Raw genomic sequence first — 14,269 nt, 5'->3', positions numbered from 1 at the left:
ACCAGCCAGACACCGGCAAGCGCGGCCGACTCCCGCCTTCACCCACAAAAGGCTCACACCACTTCAGCCAAGGCCAGCACACGTCTGACCACGGCAGCCAGGGTCGGCAGCAGCTTTAGGATCTGCGGCATGGCAACAAGACTCGTGCAGATCAATATGAAGGCCCAGGACGACTCCGCGCTCGGCCGGTTCTGGGCAGAGGCACTCGGCTGGGGTGTCGACAGCGAGGCCCCCGGCGTCACCAACCTCGAACCCGTGGGTTTCGCCTACCCCGACCCCGCGGCCGTCTGCATCGACCTCATCGCCCGCCCGGAAACCAAAACGGTGAAGAACCGGGTCCACCTTGATCTGGCCACCACCTCGACCGCCCACCAGGAGGAATTGGTCGCACGCTTGAAGGATCTCGGCGCGACCCTCGCCGACGTAGGGCAGGGCGACGTTCCCTGGACGGTCATGGCCGACCCGGAGGGCAACGAGTTCTGCGTCCTGGAGCCCCGCCCGATCTACCAGGACACCGGACCGATCGCCGCGGTGGTGGTCGATTGCACCGACCCACGGCGGATGGCCCAGTTCTGGGGCCAGGCGATGGACTGGACGCTGCACGAGGTCACCGACGACCACGCGAGCATGCGATCCGCCAAGGGCGTCGGTCCCTACCTGGAGTTCATCCCCACCCCCGACACCAAGAGCGTGTGGAACCGCGTCCATCTCGACGTCCGCCCCTACCCCGGTGACGACCCGGAGGCAGAAGAAGCCCGGCTGCGCGCCTTGGGTGCCGCCGACCCCGGTATCGACCAGTCCGCAATCTCCTGGACAATTCTGACCGACCCGGAGGGCAACGAGTTCTGCCTCCTCGCTCCTGGCTGACCTCCATCAGCGTCTCCAGCCGGTTGGCCGGTTCCGGGGCAGGGGCAAAGACCACGTGACATCAGCACATGCCATTGGAGGCAAGGGAAGAGGACGGCAATGACACGGTGTTCGCCCCTGCCTGCATCCAGGCCGGGGAAGACATCGATGCCGCCCATGCCGATCATCTGCAGCCCCCTTCCACCACACTCCCGGCAGGCCCTGCCGGGCACCGAACCGCCACATCCACGTCACGAAGAACCTTCCGAAACCAAGGGCCGAGAGGCGAGAGGCAAAGGCTGAGGGCCGAGGGGCCGAGGCTGCCCCCTCAGGTCGCCGGATCGCACCTGAACCTGGCCGAGCGCAGGCCCTCGACGGCATTGAAGGTCTCCTCCGTGAACCGGGCGCAGCCCTCGAAGACCGCCCCCTCGAACCAGCCGTCGCCCTGGAAGATCGCCGCGTCGAACACGGCCTTGCCACCAAAGGTCCCCGCAGGTCACCGCAGGTCACCGCGTTGAACCATGCGTTGCATTCGAAGACCGCCGACACGCACCGGGTGCCACCGATGGCGGGCTCTCCGCCTGCGTAGCTGTCGCGCAGGACATCGAGCGGGGAATCCCAGAGACGGACTTCGAAGAAGGGAAAACCACCCACGGACCTGGGCGATAAGCGGTCGCGATCCTGGCAGGCGCGCCGTAGCGTGCGCGCGTGGACGTGGGAGATCCGAAGGAAATGGTCCGTCGCGGGTACGACGTGCTCTCGGGGCACTACGAGCGGGCGTTCGGCAGCGAGACGAAGTACGGGCCGTGGATCGAGGAGTTGCTCTGTCGGCTTCCCGGGACGGGCACGGTCCTGGACGTCGGTTGCGGCAACGGTGTTCCCGTGGCCCGGTCCCTGGTGGCGGCGGGGCACCGTGTGACGGGTGTCGACATCAGCGAGGTCCAGATCCGCAGGGCCCGGGAGCTCGTGCCGGGTGCCGACTTCGTCCGGGCCGATGCCACGGAATTGGAGTTCCCCCGAGGAAAATTCGACGCAGTCGTCTGCATGTATGCCCTGATCCATGTGCCGGTGGAGGAGCAACCGCCCCTGCTGGAACGGATCACCTCCTGGCTGCGGCCCGGCGGCTGGTTCCTGGGCACCACCGGGCATCGTGCCTGGACCGGGACCGATGAGAACTGGCTCGGCGGTGGGGCCGCGATGTGGTGGAGTCACGCCGACGCCGCAACGAACCGCGCATGGCTCGTACGGGCCGGACTTGACGTGATCCACGAGGAGTTCGTTCCCGAAGGCGACAACGGCCACGTCCTGTTCTGGGCCCGACGTCTTCCGGAATGACAGCGGCCGGCCGAAGAAGGCAGGCAACGCCCCCTGAAACAGAGGGGGTTCCGGACGATGAACAAGGTAGCGGACCGGGAAGGACCTGGCCTGGCCGGACCGTACGGGCACCGGGTCCGCCGCCGCACCTCGTGGTCTGGCGTTATTGGGGTGTGGCGAGGCCGGTGATGGTACACACTTCTTCGCCGTGGAGATCATGAAGGGCGAGCTGCGGCGTCTTCGGTCCGGGCCGGGGGCCGAGGACGGTCGGCAGCGGCCGTTTCTCGTACAGGTCCGGTTTGCCGCCGAGGACCCCGCCCAGGTCATTGCCAATGCGCGTGCGGCGCTGGCGTGCGTGCTCGAGCGGGCAGACGACTGGCCCGCATTCGAGCAGTGGCAGCCACTGCTGCCGGAACGATTCGTCCAGCAGTGCGCACCCGAGCCCGCGGAGCCGGAGCCCGATGGATCCTTCGACACCGAGGCATGGTCGCGGCAGTGGCGGACAATGACGCCGGAACAGAAGAGGGCCGCCTGCCAGGGGCCGTGGTCGCTCTCGGATTGGCTGCACTGCTTCGACCCGACCGGGGAAGGGGCCGGCAGCGACCGCGGCTGGTGGTGGTGGCACGCGGGAACCGACGAAGCGGGAGGCGGCTGGATCCAGGTGGCCACCACCGGCTGGCCGTTCGGCAGCGGTTCGCTGTTCTGGCTGATCGAGGCCAGCGGCGGCACGGATCTCGCCTACGAACCGTGAGCGTGGCGCACCGCACGCGGCACGCCCGCAGTAACGGCTGACAGAGCAGGACCGTGCCCCACGACTCGGGTGCCCGGCCGGACCCTGTGCCATGCCGGGCCATGTGCCGCGCCGGACCGGGCCGTGTTCCGTTCCATGCCGTGTGCAGTGCCCTATCCCTCCTGCCCCCGATGGTCCTGCACCCGCTGTGCGCTACGTGCGGGCACTCACAGCCCGACCACTCCCGGGGCGAGCCGACCCTATGCCTTCACGATTACGGGCACAGCAGCTGGAACAACGACAGCTACGGCAACGACCGGTGAGGATACGGCGGTTCGTGCGACTGCGCCGAGTTCCGGCCCAAGGACCACACCATATGAAGCCATGCCCCCCACGGCCACCAGAACTCAAGCCACCCCCGGGCTCGGGACGTACACATACAAGAGCTGGTTTCAGCAGTCGTTCTCGACGAGCTTTCGCACCCCGTCACCACAATCGCGCTCCGGCCCGGTCGCCACGGTCATTACCGGTCTCCGGATGGGCATTCCCGGGCTCATCACGGGCACGCAGTGGGCGCTGAACGATCCGTGAGCCGGTGTGTTCGTCGTCCTGTTCGGTGCGCCGGCGCTTGCCGCGGAGATCAGTCTCTCGCGCAGGCCCGCGCGGAGGCGGTTCGGCGGATGAGTCCCCGAACGGCGCGATTTCTTCTACGGCACTCTCCTCTCCAGTGTTCAGGGGGCCAAAGAGGTGCGGCTGTTCGGGATCGGTGACTTCCTGCGCGACCGCATGATCACCGAGCGGCGCCCCGTCGACGCAGCGAAGCGGGCCGTCGTCCGGCGCGGGCTGTCGGACCGGGCCGGACTGGGCACGTTGTCGGCGCTCGCTGCGGGCGGCGGGCTGCTGTGGTCGATCCACGCCGCGTACGAAGGCCGGCTCTCCGTCGGGGACGTCATGGTCTTCACCAGCGCCCGCACCCTGCCGGGCCCGTAGGGATACCTCCAAGGCCGCGTAGTCAGGGGGACAGTGGCCAGTTGGAACTCCCCACGGGCGGCCAGTGGGTGGGGAGGAATCTGGCTGCCCCTGACCACTCAGCGTGGTGGGTTTCGAGGTGGGTGGTCTGCTGATCATGTGCCGCGACCGCCGGGATGGGCGCGTCGACTCGTGCCCGCTGCCCGTCAGGCTGACAGGTTCACAGCCGGGCCGGGGATGGCTACGGGGGGATTTCGCCAAAGCTCACGCGGTGCCCACGGGCCGTGTCCACGTACTCGCGGACCCGGTGGATCAGCTCGTCCCGGAGTTCGAAGACGAAGCAGTAGCCGTTGCTGTAGTGGTTTCCGTCAGTGAGCGTTGCCGTCAGGCTCGCCTCCCCTCTCCCGCCCGCATGTCCGGTACATGGCCGGGTGGGTGAAACCGTTCGAGACCGAAAAGCACAGCGCATGCCAAGCGGCCGTTGTCGTTCCGACCTCGGGCAGCTCGAATCTCGGACAGTTCCGATCTCGGACAGTGCTGACCGAACGGAAGTCTCGGCGGGCGGCTTCGGCGGGGGCGAGGTCTGACGCCAGGGCCCGGTCGGCAGCAGATCCAGGCCGAGCGTGGTGTGATCACACCACCAGACGGTAACTTTAGTTGCCGAACTCGGGGTCGTAAACTATAGTTGTCGCATGATGGTGCCTCAGATCACCCGAGAAGAACAGGTAGAACTCGACAAGGCTCTGTATGACGCCTTGAACCCGTTGGCCTCGGCCATTCGCTCCCGCGAGACCGGGCTTTCCGCGGACCGCATGTGGGACGCGGACCCCGTAGCGGTGGCTCTGTCGGTCCTTGCCGCTTGGAGGACGGTGGACGCGGAGGTCAAGCGACTGACCGCGAAAGCGGCAGCGACGGCAGGCTCCTACGGGGCAAGTTACGAGCAGTTGGGAGCCGTGTGGGGCATCACCCGCCAGGGTGCCCGCAAGAAGTGGCCCGACGCCATCACCCGCCCGGTATCTCCGACAGCGGGCCCGACCAGCCTTGAAGTCTTCGGGGGGACCGCCGAACTGGTCCAGGCTCCATCCGGCGGCTGGAGCTGGACGGGCGAGGGCGCCGACGGAGCATTTGGTGCGGCCGACGACGGGGCGTGCTGCGCGACCGCGGAGGAGGCCGCAGCCCATGCGGGCGCATTCCTCAAGGAGCACGCAGCTGACACTGACGGACGGCCCTGAGCGAGTCCACCCGACGGCGAGCGGCCGGCTCACGCTCTTCGAGCAGTCCCACGACCGACAGCAGCCTCACCCTCCGCCAAAGCGACAACTCGACAACTCGACAACTCGATGACCCGACACCCCATCGCTCCCCGAGATCACCGGCCCCTCGCCCGAACAGAAGAAACGCAGCCCTCGAGCCCGGAAGGACAACAGCCACTACGGCTGGGCCAGCTCCTGGAAGAGCGCGTCGATCTCCGCCCGGTCGGCGACCAGCGGGAGGGTGTCGAAGTACAACTCCCACTCGCCGCCCGGGCCGAAGCGCTCCACGATCCCGAACGGGATGTCCTTGCCCTTCGGCCCGGAAACCGTGCCGTGCCACTCCACGTAGGTCGTGGTCCTGCCGAAGGCGACCTGACCGGCCTTGAAGCGGACGTCCGCCGCGCCGAAGAACCGCTGGAGGTAGGCCCGCTTGCCGGACTCCGTCGCCAGTGGAGCGGCCGGCCCCGGCCCCGACAGCCGTGCGTTGCCCATCCGGGCGAGCAGGGCGTCGACGTCCTCCCCGTTCCATGCCGCCAGGCGGTCCGGGAGTTCCGCAGCCCGCAGGCGCTCGGGCTCCGGGCCCCGGGCGGGAGCCGGGCCGGAGTCCGCGATCCCGTCGAACAGGCCCTCGGGCACCAGCTCCGGGACCGTGTCCCGGAACAGGACGTAACGGTCGTAGTAGCGGCGGGCCTGGAGGGTCCTGCCGTCGTCCCCCAGGACATTGCGCGCGATCTGCGGGTAGGCCACCTTGTGGCCCTTCAGCATGGCCTCGTTCCACTGGCCGAACATCATGACGCCGCCGTCGGCCACCACGTCCGTGCCCCGGTAGCGCAGGTCGGGGACCAGCCGCAGGGACCCGGTGATGGAGGTGCCGATCACGGTGTGGCCGCGCTGCGGGGCGCTGCCCGCCTCCCAGAGGGTGGCCTCCTCGTCGAAGATGTCGAGATAGGCCTTCACCCGGGGGTGGCTCAGGTCCCCAAGGGCAGGCGGGGTGCCGGTCGGCAGCTCGCCGAAGGCGATCTGGCGCTGCATGAACGCGCAGGCGTTCGGGGTGATCCGGCCCTCCAGCCGCTCGACCTCGGCGCGCACCTCCGGGCAGTCGCCCCGGGTGGCGGCCTCCTCACCGCCCGGCAGCGCCGCCGCTGAGGTCGTCACCCCCGCGACGACCGCCGCCACCACGACTCCCACCACACCACGTCGACCCGCGAACATTCCGTACCTCGTCTCGTTCCCACCCGATGCGGCCCGTTGCCGCCCGTGGGGGACAACATGCCTGCCGCCGGGACAGGGGTCGATTACGCCTGAAGTAATGGCCCAGGTCGGAGAGGCATTAGCCTTCCTGACGGTGGGTCAGGAGCAGAGAGTCGCGGCCCGCTCGGCAGTCGCCGCCCCACATCGGCCGCTACGACGGCCGTACGCAGAAGCGGCGGGACCGATCGGCAAGACGGGCCACAGCCAGGCGGCGGACTGCCACAAGAGGGAAATCCGCCGGCAGGCCAAGGACGCCCAAGGAGTACCCAGGGAGTGCCCGAGGGGCCCCTTGGGGATCCGCGGGAAAAGGAACGACGGCATGGGGAGTGCCTCCTGCCGGGTCCGTTTCCTTCGATCACCCTTCGGGTTCGGCAGCGGCCTCGACCCCCGTGTCGATGGTGAGGTGCAGCGAAACGAGGGTTCGGACAGGAGGTTCGTTCAGGGCCCCGTCGGCGCAGCGCGGGCCTCGCGGTCCGGGGCCCCCAGGGCTGCCGAAACACCGGTGCCCCTGTCCCCGGAGGGTCAACACCCCGTCCCTCGCGGCGTGTTCATACCCGTTTCCCCGCGGCAGTCCTTGTCCAGGGGGTTGGCGCTGCGGGCTCGCATGCCTAACGTATGAGCAGAACATGAGCCCAACTCACATTTAAGGATTCATGTGATGACCACGGTTCAACTTCTGCGCCACAGACTCGGATCCCTCGCGGTGGTGTCGCTGCTCCTCACCGTGATGGCGCTGGTGCTCGGTCCGATGCCCAGCTCCGCGGCGGAGCCCGGCTGGTGGGATCCGGTCGCGCGACCCGCGCCCGACTCGCAGGTCGACGTCACGGGCGAGCCCTTCAAGGGCACCGACGCCCAGGGCCGGGTCAGGGGCTTCGCCGACGTCCATGACCACATCATGTCCAACGAGGGCTTCGGAGGCCGTCTGATCTGCGGCAAGCCGTTCTCGGAACAGGGTGTCACCGACGCCCTCGAGGACTGCCCCGAGCACTACCCCGACGGCTCGCTCGCCGTCTTCGACATGATCACCAAGGGCGGCGACGGCAAGCACGACCCCGATGGGTGGCCCACGTTCAAGGACTGGCCCGCCCATGACTCGCTGACCCACCAGCAGAACTACTACGCCTGGATCGAGCGGGCGTGGCGCGGTGGCCAGCGGGTACTGGTCAACGACCTGGTCACCAACGGCGTGATCTGCTCCGTCTACTTCTTCAAGGACCGCGGCTGCGACGAGATGAGCGCCATCCGTCTCGAGGCGCAGAAGTCGTACGACATGCAGGCCTTCGTCGACAAGATGTACGGCGGTCCGGGCAAGGGCTGGTTCCGGATCGTCACCGACAGCAAGCAGGCCCGCGAGGTCATCGAGCAGGGCAAGCTGGCCGTCGTCCTGGGGGTCGAGACCTCCGAGCCGTTCGGCTGCAAGCAGATCCTGGACGTCGCGCAGTGCGGCAAGGAGGACATCGACCGCGGCCTGGACGAGCTGTACGGGCTGGGCGTGCGCAGCATGTTCCTGTGCCACAAGTTCGACAACGCCCTGTGCGGGGTGCGCTTCGACTCCGGCGCCCTCGGTACGGCCATCAACGTGGGTCAGTTCCTGTCGACCGGCACCTTCTGGAAGACGGAGACCTGCCGCGGCCCGCAGCACGACAACCCCATCGGCAACGCGGCGGCGCCGGAGGCGGAGAAGCGGCTCCCGGAGGGCGTGTCCGTCCCCACGTACGCCTCGGACGCGCAGTGCAACACCCGCGGGCTGACCGACCTGGGTGAGTACGCGGTGCGCGGCATGATGAAGCGCGGCATGATGCTGGAGCTCGACCACATGAGCGTCAAGGGCGTGGGCCGGGCCCTGGACATCCTGGAATCCGAGTCGTACCCGGGTGTCATCTCCTCGCACAGCTGGATGGACATGGGCTGGACCGAGCGGCTCTACAAGCTCGGCGGGTTCGCCGGTCAGTACATGAGCGGCTCCGAGGCGTTCAGCGCGGAGGCCAGGCGCACGGACGCTCTGCGCGAGAAGTACGGGGTCGGCTACGGCTACGGCACCGACATGAACGGTGTCGGCGGCTGGCCGGCCCCGCGGGGCGGGGACACCCCGAACCCGGTGGAGTACCCCTTCCGCAGCACGGACGGCGGATCGGTGATCGACAAGCAGACCACCGGCGAGCGCACGTGGGACTTCAACACCACTGGCGCCGCGCACTACGGCATGGTCCCGGACTGGATCGAGGACATCCGGATCGTGGGCGGCCAGGAGGTCGTGGACGACCTCTTCGCGGGTGCCGAGTCCTACCTCCGCACCTGGGGGAACTCGGAGAAGCACAGGTCCGGGAAGAGCATGGCCTCGGGCGCGACGGTCTCGGCGTCCTCGACGCAGTGGTGGAACCCGTTCGTCAGTTACGCGCCCGGCCGGGCCGTGGACGGCGACCCGGGCACCCGCTGGGCCAGCGAGTGGAACAACGACCAGTGGCTGCGGATCGATCTCGGATCCACGGCCCCGGTCGAGCGCGTCACCCTCGACTGGGAGGAGGCGTACGCGAAGTCGTACCGCGTCGAGCTGTCGGAGGACGGCACGAACTGGAAGACGGTGTGGTCCACGAGCACCGGTGACGGCGGCCTGGACACGGCGCGGTTCGACGCGACCCGCGCGCGTTACGTGCGGGTCCAGGGGTTGGAGCGCGGCACCAAGTGGGGCTACTCGCTCCGGGAGGTCGGCGTCTACGGCGGCTGACGGCGCCGGTACGAAGGTGTCTGCAACGTCTGACCGCATCGGCACGAAGGCGTCCGCAGCGACTGACGGCGCCGACACAACGGCGTCCGCAGCGACTGACGGCATCGGCACCACGGGGCCCGCAGCGACTGACGGCGCCGGGGCGCCGGGGCCCGGGGCCGGAACGTCCCGGATCGGTTCTCCCGGTCCGGGACGCCCCCGGCCGGCCTTCCGGACCCCGTCGGCTTCCCCGCTGCGCAAAGCGCATTCGGCAGCCCCTGTCAGGGGGTTGGCGTCGCGGGCTCGCTTGCCCCACACATGGACAGAACATGATTTCAGCTCACATTTAAGGATCTGCGTGATCACTCACCACTCCGAAGCCCGCCTCTGGCTCCTGAGCACCCCCCGCACCTCCTACGCCTTCCGGTTGGACGCCGACGACGTACCCCGGCACGTGCACTGGGGCCGGCCGCTGACCCCGGAGCAGGCCGTCGCGATCGCGGCCGACCTGCCCGCCGAGGACCCCGGTGGTGACGATCCCGGCAGTGAGGAGTACGTGGTCGAGGGAGGCCTGCGCTTCGGGGCTCCGTCGCTGACCATCCGGTTCGCCGACGGCGTCCGCGGCTTCGAGTGGCGGTTCGTCTCGCACACGGTCGAGGACGACCGGCTCACGCTCTCCTTCACCGACCGCGTCCGCTCCCTCGGCCTCGACCTGCACTACCGGATCCGGGACGGCCACGACCAGATCGAGCGCCGGGCCGTCCTCACCGCGCAGGAGCCGGTGGACGTCCTGCGGTTCGACTCCGCCGCCTGGACGCTGCCCGCCCGCGACGACTACCGGGTCAGCCACGTGGTGGGGGAATGGGGCCGGGAGTTCCAGCTCCGGCGCGACCGGGTGCCCATCGGGGAGACCGTGTTCACCAGCCGCCTCGGCATCACGGGACCGCATGCCGGCCCCTGGCTGATGCTCGACGCGCATGACGCCGCCGAGGAGCACGGCGAGGTCTGGAGCGCGTCCCTGGCCTGGAGCGGCAGCCGCCGGATCACCCTGCGTCGTGACCCCTACGGCCGCGTCTCCTGGACGGGCGGTTTCGGCCACGAGGGCCTGGTCTGGAAGCTGCTCCCCGGCGAGCGTCTGGAGAGCCCCGTCTTCACCGGGCTCTACGCCCCCGACGGCTTCGGCGGCACCAGCCGCCGCTGGCACGCCTACGTCGAGGACCAGGTGCTGCCCGACCGCCCTGCCGAGCGCCCGTTGATCTTCAACTCGTGGGAGGCGACCGGGTTCGACATCACCGAGCAACAGCAGACCGAACTGGCCGAGTCGGCCGCGGCTCTCGGCGTCGAGGTCTTCGTCGTGGACGACGCCTGGTTCGGCGCCCGCACCGGCGACACGGCCGGGCTCGGCGACTGGTGGCCCAACCCCGACCGCTTCCCGAACGGTCTGGGCCCGCTCGCCGACCGCGTCCGCGCGCTGGGCATGGGCTTCGGCCTGTGGGTCGAGCCCGAGGCGGTCAACCCCGACAGCGACCTGTTCCGCGCGCACCCCGACTGGATCCTCTGCCAGGACGGCCGTACCCGCACGCAGCGCCGCCACCAGCACGTGCTCGACTTCGCCCGCCGCGAGGTCCGCGAATGGGCGGTCGAATGGCTGGTCAGGACCGTCACCGAGCTGGATGTCGTCTTCCTCAAGTGGGACATGAACCGGCCCTTCAGCGAGGCGGGGCGGCCCGGGGAGGCCGATCCCGACCGGGTCTGGATCGAGCACACGCGAGGTGTCCACGAGGTGATGGACCGGCTGCGCGCCGCGTGCCCCGGCCTGTACCTGGAGTCGTGCGCGGGCGGCGGCGGCCGGGCCGACCTGGGCGTACTGGCCCGCGCGGACCAGGTCTGGACGTCCGACAACACCGACGCCGCCGACCGGGTCGCGATCCAGCACGGGTACAGCCAGCTGCTGCCCGCCCGGACCATGGGCGCCTGGGTCACCGACAGCCCGAACGGCTTCAGTGCCCGCCCGACCTCGATCCGGTACCGCTTCCACGTCTCGATGGCCGGGGCGATGGGCATCGGCGGCGACCTGCGGAAGTGGAGCGAGGAGGATCTCGCGTGGTCCCGGATGCTGGTCGAGCAGTACAAACGGATCCGGCCCGTGGTGCACGGCGGCGTCCAGTACCGCCTGGAGCACCACGCCGTGCAGTACCTCACCGAGGACGAGGTCGTCGTCTTGCGGTTCCAGCCGTCCGCGCTGACCCGTACGACCGCCCGTACCCGTCTGAAGGGCCTCGACCCCGACGCCCGTTACCGGGACGAGGACACCGGCACCGTGCACGAGGGCGCCGTCCTGCTCTGCCACGGTCTCCCGCCGCTGCTGCCCTTCGACTGGACGAGCGAGCTGGTCCACCTCAGGAGAGTGCCCCGATGACTCTCGCCTCCGAACGGCCCGAGGCCCTCGCCGAGCCGACCCGCAGGGTCGGCTCCGGCTGGGTCGCCCTGTACGTCCTGGCCAATGTCGGGATGTTCATCCCGATGCAGGCACCGACCACGTTCCTGATGCCCGAGCAGATCGCCCTGATCGACCCGGCGGGGAAGGTCGGCAGTTACGCATGGGTCAGCATGATGGGCGCGATCTCGGGAATCGTCATCGCGCCGCTGGCCGGCGCGCTCAGCGACCGCACCACCAGCCGGTTCGGCCGCCGTCGGCCGTGGCTGATCGCGGGCTCGCTGATCTGCATGACGGCGCTGGTATGCCTCGGCGTCCAGACGACGGTGGTGGGGGTCGCGCTCGGCTCCCTCGTGCTGTCCGCCTCCTTCATGGTCATCGGCGCCGGGCTCTCCCCGGTGGTGCCCGACCGGGTCCCGGTCGGGCAGCGCGGTGTGGTGCTGGGCTGGGCCATGGTCCCGCAGGCCGGCAGCATGATCGCGGGCGGGCTGCTGCTCGGGCTGGTCACGGGCTTCCCCGCGCAGTATCTGCTGATGGCCGCTCTGCCGCTGCTGATACTGCTGTTCGCGACCGTCATGAAGGACCCGCCGCTTCCCCTCCGGCACCGCGAACCGTTCTCGCTGCGCGCCTTCCTGGACGGCTACCGGATCAGCCCGCGCGAACACCCCGGCTTCGTCCGGGCGATGAGTTCCCGGTTCATCATGGGGCTGGGTTACGGCCTGGGCACGCTCTACATGCCGTACTTCCTGGACGACGTCCTGCACTACGAGCAGTTGTTCCCCGGCCGGTCCACCGAGGACGGCCTGCTCATCGTGATCGGCGTCAACTCCCTGGCCACGATCTCGACGGTGGTTCTCAGCGGCTGGCTGTCCGACAGGCTGGGCAGGCGCCGCATGCTGGTCTTCCTCGGCGGCGTCACGATGGCCGTCGCCGCGATCCCGCTCGCGCTGTCGCCCACGTGGCCCATGACGCTGGTCGCGGCCGCCGTCATGGGCCTGGGCTACGGCGTGTACCTGGCCGTCGACACGGCCCTGGTCACCGAGGTGCTCCCGGCCTCGGCGGACCGCGGCAAGGACATGGCCCTGGCCAACCTGATGACTTCCCTGCCCTACGTCCTGGTTCCCCCGATCGCCGCGGTGGTGCTCGGCAGCCCGGGGGGCTACCGCTCGCTCTTCCTCTGCTCCGCGGCCATGTCCGCACTGGGGGCGACACTGGTCTGGAAGATCGAGGGAGTTCGTTGACGCCCGTTGACGTCCGGTTGACGTCCGTTGACGTCCGGTTGACGTCTGCTGACGCCCGTCGACGTCCGTCCTGCGGCCCCGGCAGCCCGGCGGTCAGGATCCGATGAAGCTCACCGTTTCCATCATGTCCACCCGCCCGGTGCGCAGCCGGGGAACGCCCGCCTTCTCGAATCCGACCGCGACGCCGCAGAACAGCGCGAGTCCGTCATCGGCTCCGACCGTCTCGGATACAGTCCTGCGGTACATCGTCCACATCACCTGGGGGCAGCTGTGCAGCCCTTCCGCCCGCAGCAGCAGCATGACCGTCTGCAGGTACATCCCCGCGTCTCCCCACTGTCCGGGGCCCATCGCGCGGTCGAGGTAGCAGAACAGGACGACCGGCGCCCCGAACGCCTCCGTGTTCAGGGCGGCGATCCTCTTGGGCCGCTCGGGGTCGTCGCGCTCGATTCCCAGCGCCGCGTAGCGCTGGGCGGCCGCGGCGGAGAAGCGGTCCAGGTACGGCGAGGCCAGGTCGGCCGGGTACATCGGGTACTGCCGCTCGTCACCCGGGTCCCCGGCCAGTGCCCTCGCCGTCGCACGCTCCTTCAGCCCGGCCAGGGGTTCGCCGGTCACGACGTACACGTGCCACGGCTGGAGGTTCCCGCTGGACGGAGCCCGCGTGGCCGCGGCCAGCACTCGTTCGAGAGTCTCCCTGGGCACGGGCTCATCGCTGAACGCCCGTACCGCCCGGCGGCTGTCCACGGCTTCGTACACGTCCACGACTTCTCGCCCTCCCGCTCGCTCGTTCCCCACTCGATGACGGATCAGCTGGTGCGGTTCTCATCCGACCCGGCTCCGCCCGTGAACGCCAGGACGGTCCCGGTCAGTTGCCGGCGGGCCGGATCCGGCCGTTCAGATAGCCGTTGAGGACCCGTTTGCACTCGGCGATCAGCTGGGAGTCGCCCTGCGGATCGGTGCGGAAGGCCAGTTGCAGCACGCTGTCCGCGCACTCCAGGGCCACCCGGACGGTGATCTCGAGGTCGGCGCCGCCCTGGACCCCGGTCAGGGTGGCGGTCAGCGCGCGCAGCCGTTCGGCGACCGCGGTGTTGTTGTCCAGGACCGGTTCCAGGGTGTGGTCCTGCCCCACCGCGCCGAAGTCGACCACGCCGAAACCGGTGATGGTCCGGCGCATGGTGACGAACTCGTCGACGGTCGCGTCCACCAGGCCCGAGACGTCCTCGGGCTTCTCGTGCTCCAGCCGGGCCGCGACCCGCTCCAGGAAGGTCTCCAGATTGCGGGCGGCGAGCGCGCCGATCAGTCCCTCCTTGTCGGAGAAGAACTGGTAGAGGGTGCCGATGGGCACCTCGGCCCTGCGTGCCACCTCCTTGGTCGTCAGCGCGGCATGGCCGACCTCGTCCAGGAGTTCGGCACAGGCGTCCAGCAACCGTTCGAAGCGCTCGACGCTGCGCTTCTGGACCGGCAGCCGACGCAGCGTCCCTGCGGTGCGATCTTGATTCACGCTTCCATCATCCCACCGGACGGATT

Annotated in this window: 12 protein-coding genes; 8 read left to right on the top strand and 4 right to left on the bottom strand. The window is 69.4% G+C overall.

Features of this window, described 5'->3' with window-relative positions; translation table 11 throughout:
* The first annotated feature begins 129 nt into the window (after positions 1 to 129).
* A complete protein-coding gene (locus OCT49_RS38095; protein WP_283856746.1) occupies positions 130 to 867 on the top strand; it encodes a VOC family protein in 738 nt (245 codons plus the stop codon).
* Between the two features lie 307 nt (positions 868 to 1,174).
* On the opposite strand, the gene OCT49_RS38090 is transcribed toward OCT49_RS38095, so the two are convergent.
* The gene (locus tag OCT49_RS38090; protein WP_283856745.1) at positions 1,175 to 1,315 is read right to left on the bottom strand and encodes a hypothetical protein; all 141 of its coding nucleotides are present in this window, start codon (positions 1,313 to 1,315) and stop codon (positions 1,175 to 1,177) included.
* A 239-nt stretch (positions 1,316 to 1,554) separates the two neighbouring features.
* Between OCT49_RS38090 and OCT49_RS38085 the strand changes: the two genes are divergently transcribed.
* The 4 genes from OCT49_RS38085 to OCT49_RS38070 all read left to right on the top strand — a co-directional run bounded on the left by OCT49_RS38085 (position 1,555) and on the right by OCT49_RS38070 (position 5,091).
* Positions 1,555 to 2,181 carry a class I SAM-dependent methyltransferase gene (locus tag OCT49_RS38085; RefSeq protein WP_283856744.1) on the top strand — a complete coding sequence of 209 codons (627 nt, stop codon included), beginning with the start codon at positions 1,555 to 1,557 and terminating at the stop codon, positions 2,179 to 2,181.
* Between the two features lie 196 nt (positions 2,182 to 2,377).
* Positions 2,378 to 2,911 (top strand): HMG-box domain-containing protein, encoded by a 534-nt coding sequence (locus OCT49_RS38080; RefSeq protein WP_283856781.1) that lies wholly within the window; start codon positions 2,378 to 2,380, stop codon positions 2,909 to 2,911.
* A gap of 726 nt (positions 2,912 to 3,637) precedes the next feature.
* A complete protein-coding gene (locus OCT49_RS38075) occupies positions 3,638 to 3,880 on the top strand; it encodes a hypothetical protein (protein ID WP_283856743.1) in 243 nt (80 codons plus the stop codon).
* Between the two features lie 671 nt (positions 3,881 to 4,551).
* Positions 4,552 to 5,091, top strand: coding sequence for a hypothetical protein (locus OCT49_RS38070; protein WP_283856742.1), 540 nt, complete (start codon positions 4,552 to 4,554; stop codon positions 5,089 to 5,091).
* Positions 5,092 to 5,289: 198 nt separating this feature from the next.
* On the opposite strand, the gene OCT49_RS38065 is transcribed toward OCT49_RS38070, so the two are convergent.
* The gene (locus OCT49_RS38065) at positions 5,290 to 6,324 is read right to left on the bottom strand and encodes a hypothetical protein (RefSeq protein ID WP_283856741.1); all 1,035 of its coding nucleotides are present in this window, start codon (positions 6,322 to 6,324) and stop codon (positions 5,290 to 5,292) included.
* Positions 6,325 to 7,021: 697 nt separating this feature from the next.
* On the opposite strand from OCT49_RS38065, the gene OCT49_RS38060 reads away from it, so the two are divergent.
* From OCT49_RS38060 to OCT49_RS38050, 3 genes are all read left to right on the top strand, one after another.
* Entirely contained in the window at positions 7,022 to 9,088 is a 2,067-nt protein-coding gene (locus OCT49_RS38060; RefSeq protein WP_283856740.1) for a discoidin domain-containing protein, read from the top strand.
* A gap of 337 nt (positions 9,089 to 9,425) precedes the next feature.
* Positions 9,426 to 11,486: an alpha-galactosidase gene (locus tag OCT49_RS38055; protein WP_283856739.1), complete on the top strand. Its 2,061-nt coding sequence runs from the start codon at positions 9,426 to 9,428 to the stop codon at positions 11,484 to 11,486.
* Positions 11,483 to 12,745 carry an MFS transporter gene (locus OCT49_RS38050; protein ID WP_283856738.1) on the top strand — a complete coding sequence of 421 codons (1,263 nt, stop codon included), beginning with the start codon at positions 11,483 to 11,485 and terminating at the stop codon, positions 12,743 to 12,745. The genes OCT49_RS38055 and OCT49_RS38050 overlap by 4 nt, the downstream gene beginning before the upstream one ends.
* A gap of 93 nt (positions 12,746 to 12,838) precedes the next feature.
* Here OCT49_RS38050 and OCT49_RS38045 read toward each other — a convergent pair whose 3' ends face one another.
* Positions 12,839 to 13,504, bottom strand: a complete 666-nt coding sequence (locus tag OCT49_RS38045) for a nitroreductase (protein WP_283856737.1) — start codon at positions 13,502 to 13,504, stop codon at positions 12,839 to 12,841.
* A gap of 103 nt (positions 13,505 to 13,607) precedes the next feature.
* Positions 13,608 to 14,243 (bottom strand): TetR/AcrR family transcriptional regulator, encoded by a 636-nt coding sequence (locus tag OCT49_RS38040; RefSeq protein ID WP_283856736.1) that lies wholly within the window; start codon positions 14,241 to 14,243, stop codon positions 13,608 to 13,610.
* Between the last annotated feature and the right edge of the window lie 26 nt (positions 14,244 to 14,269).

It is taken from the genome of Streptomyces sp. ML-6 (assembly GCF_030116705.1).
In the GTDB taxonomy this organism is placed as follows: Bacteria; Actinomycetota; Actinomycetes; order Streptomycetales; family Streptomycetaceae; genus Streptomyces.
This window is presented reverse-complemented; position numbering and strand designations above follow the sequence as displayed.

Coding starts and splice junctions, on each gene's coding strand:
- OCT49_RS38095 (WP_283856746.1), top strand. CDS start 130: ATGGCAACAAGACTCGTGCAGATCAATATGAAGGCCCAGGACGACTCC.
- OCT49_RS38080 (WP_283856781.1), top strand. CDS start 2,378: ATGAAGGGCGAGCTGCGGCGTCTTCGGTCCGGGCCGGGGGCCGAGGAC.
- OCT49_RS38070 (WP_283856742.1), top strand. CDS start 4,552: ATGATGGTGCCTCAGATCACCCGAGAAGAACAGGTAGAACTCGACAAG.
- OCT49_RS38065 (WP_283856741.1), bottom strand. CDS start 6,324: ATGTTCGCGGGTCGACGTGGTGTGGTGGGAGTCGTGGTGGCGGCGGTC.
- OCT49_RS38060 (WP_283856740.1), top strand. CDS start 7,022: ATGACCACGGTTCAACTTCTGCGCCACAGACTCGGATCCCTCGCGGTG.
- OCT49_RS38050 (WP_283856738.1), top strand. CDS start 11,483: ATGACTCTCGCCTCCGAACGGCCCGAGGCCCTCGCCGAGCCGACCCGC.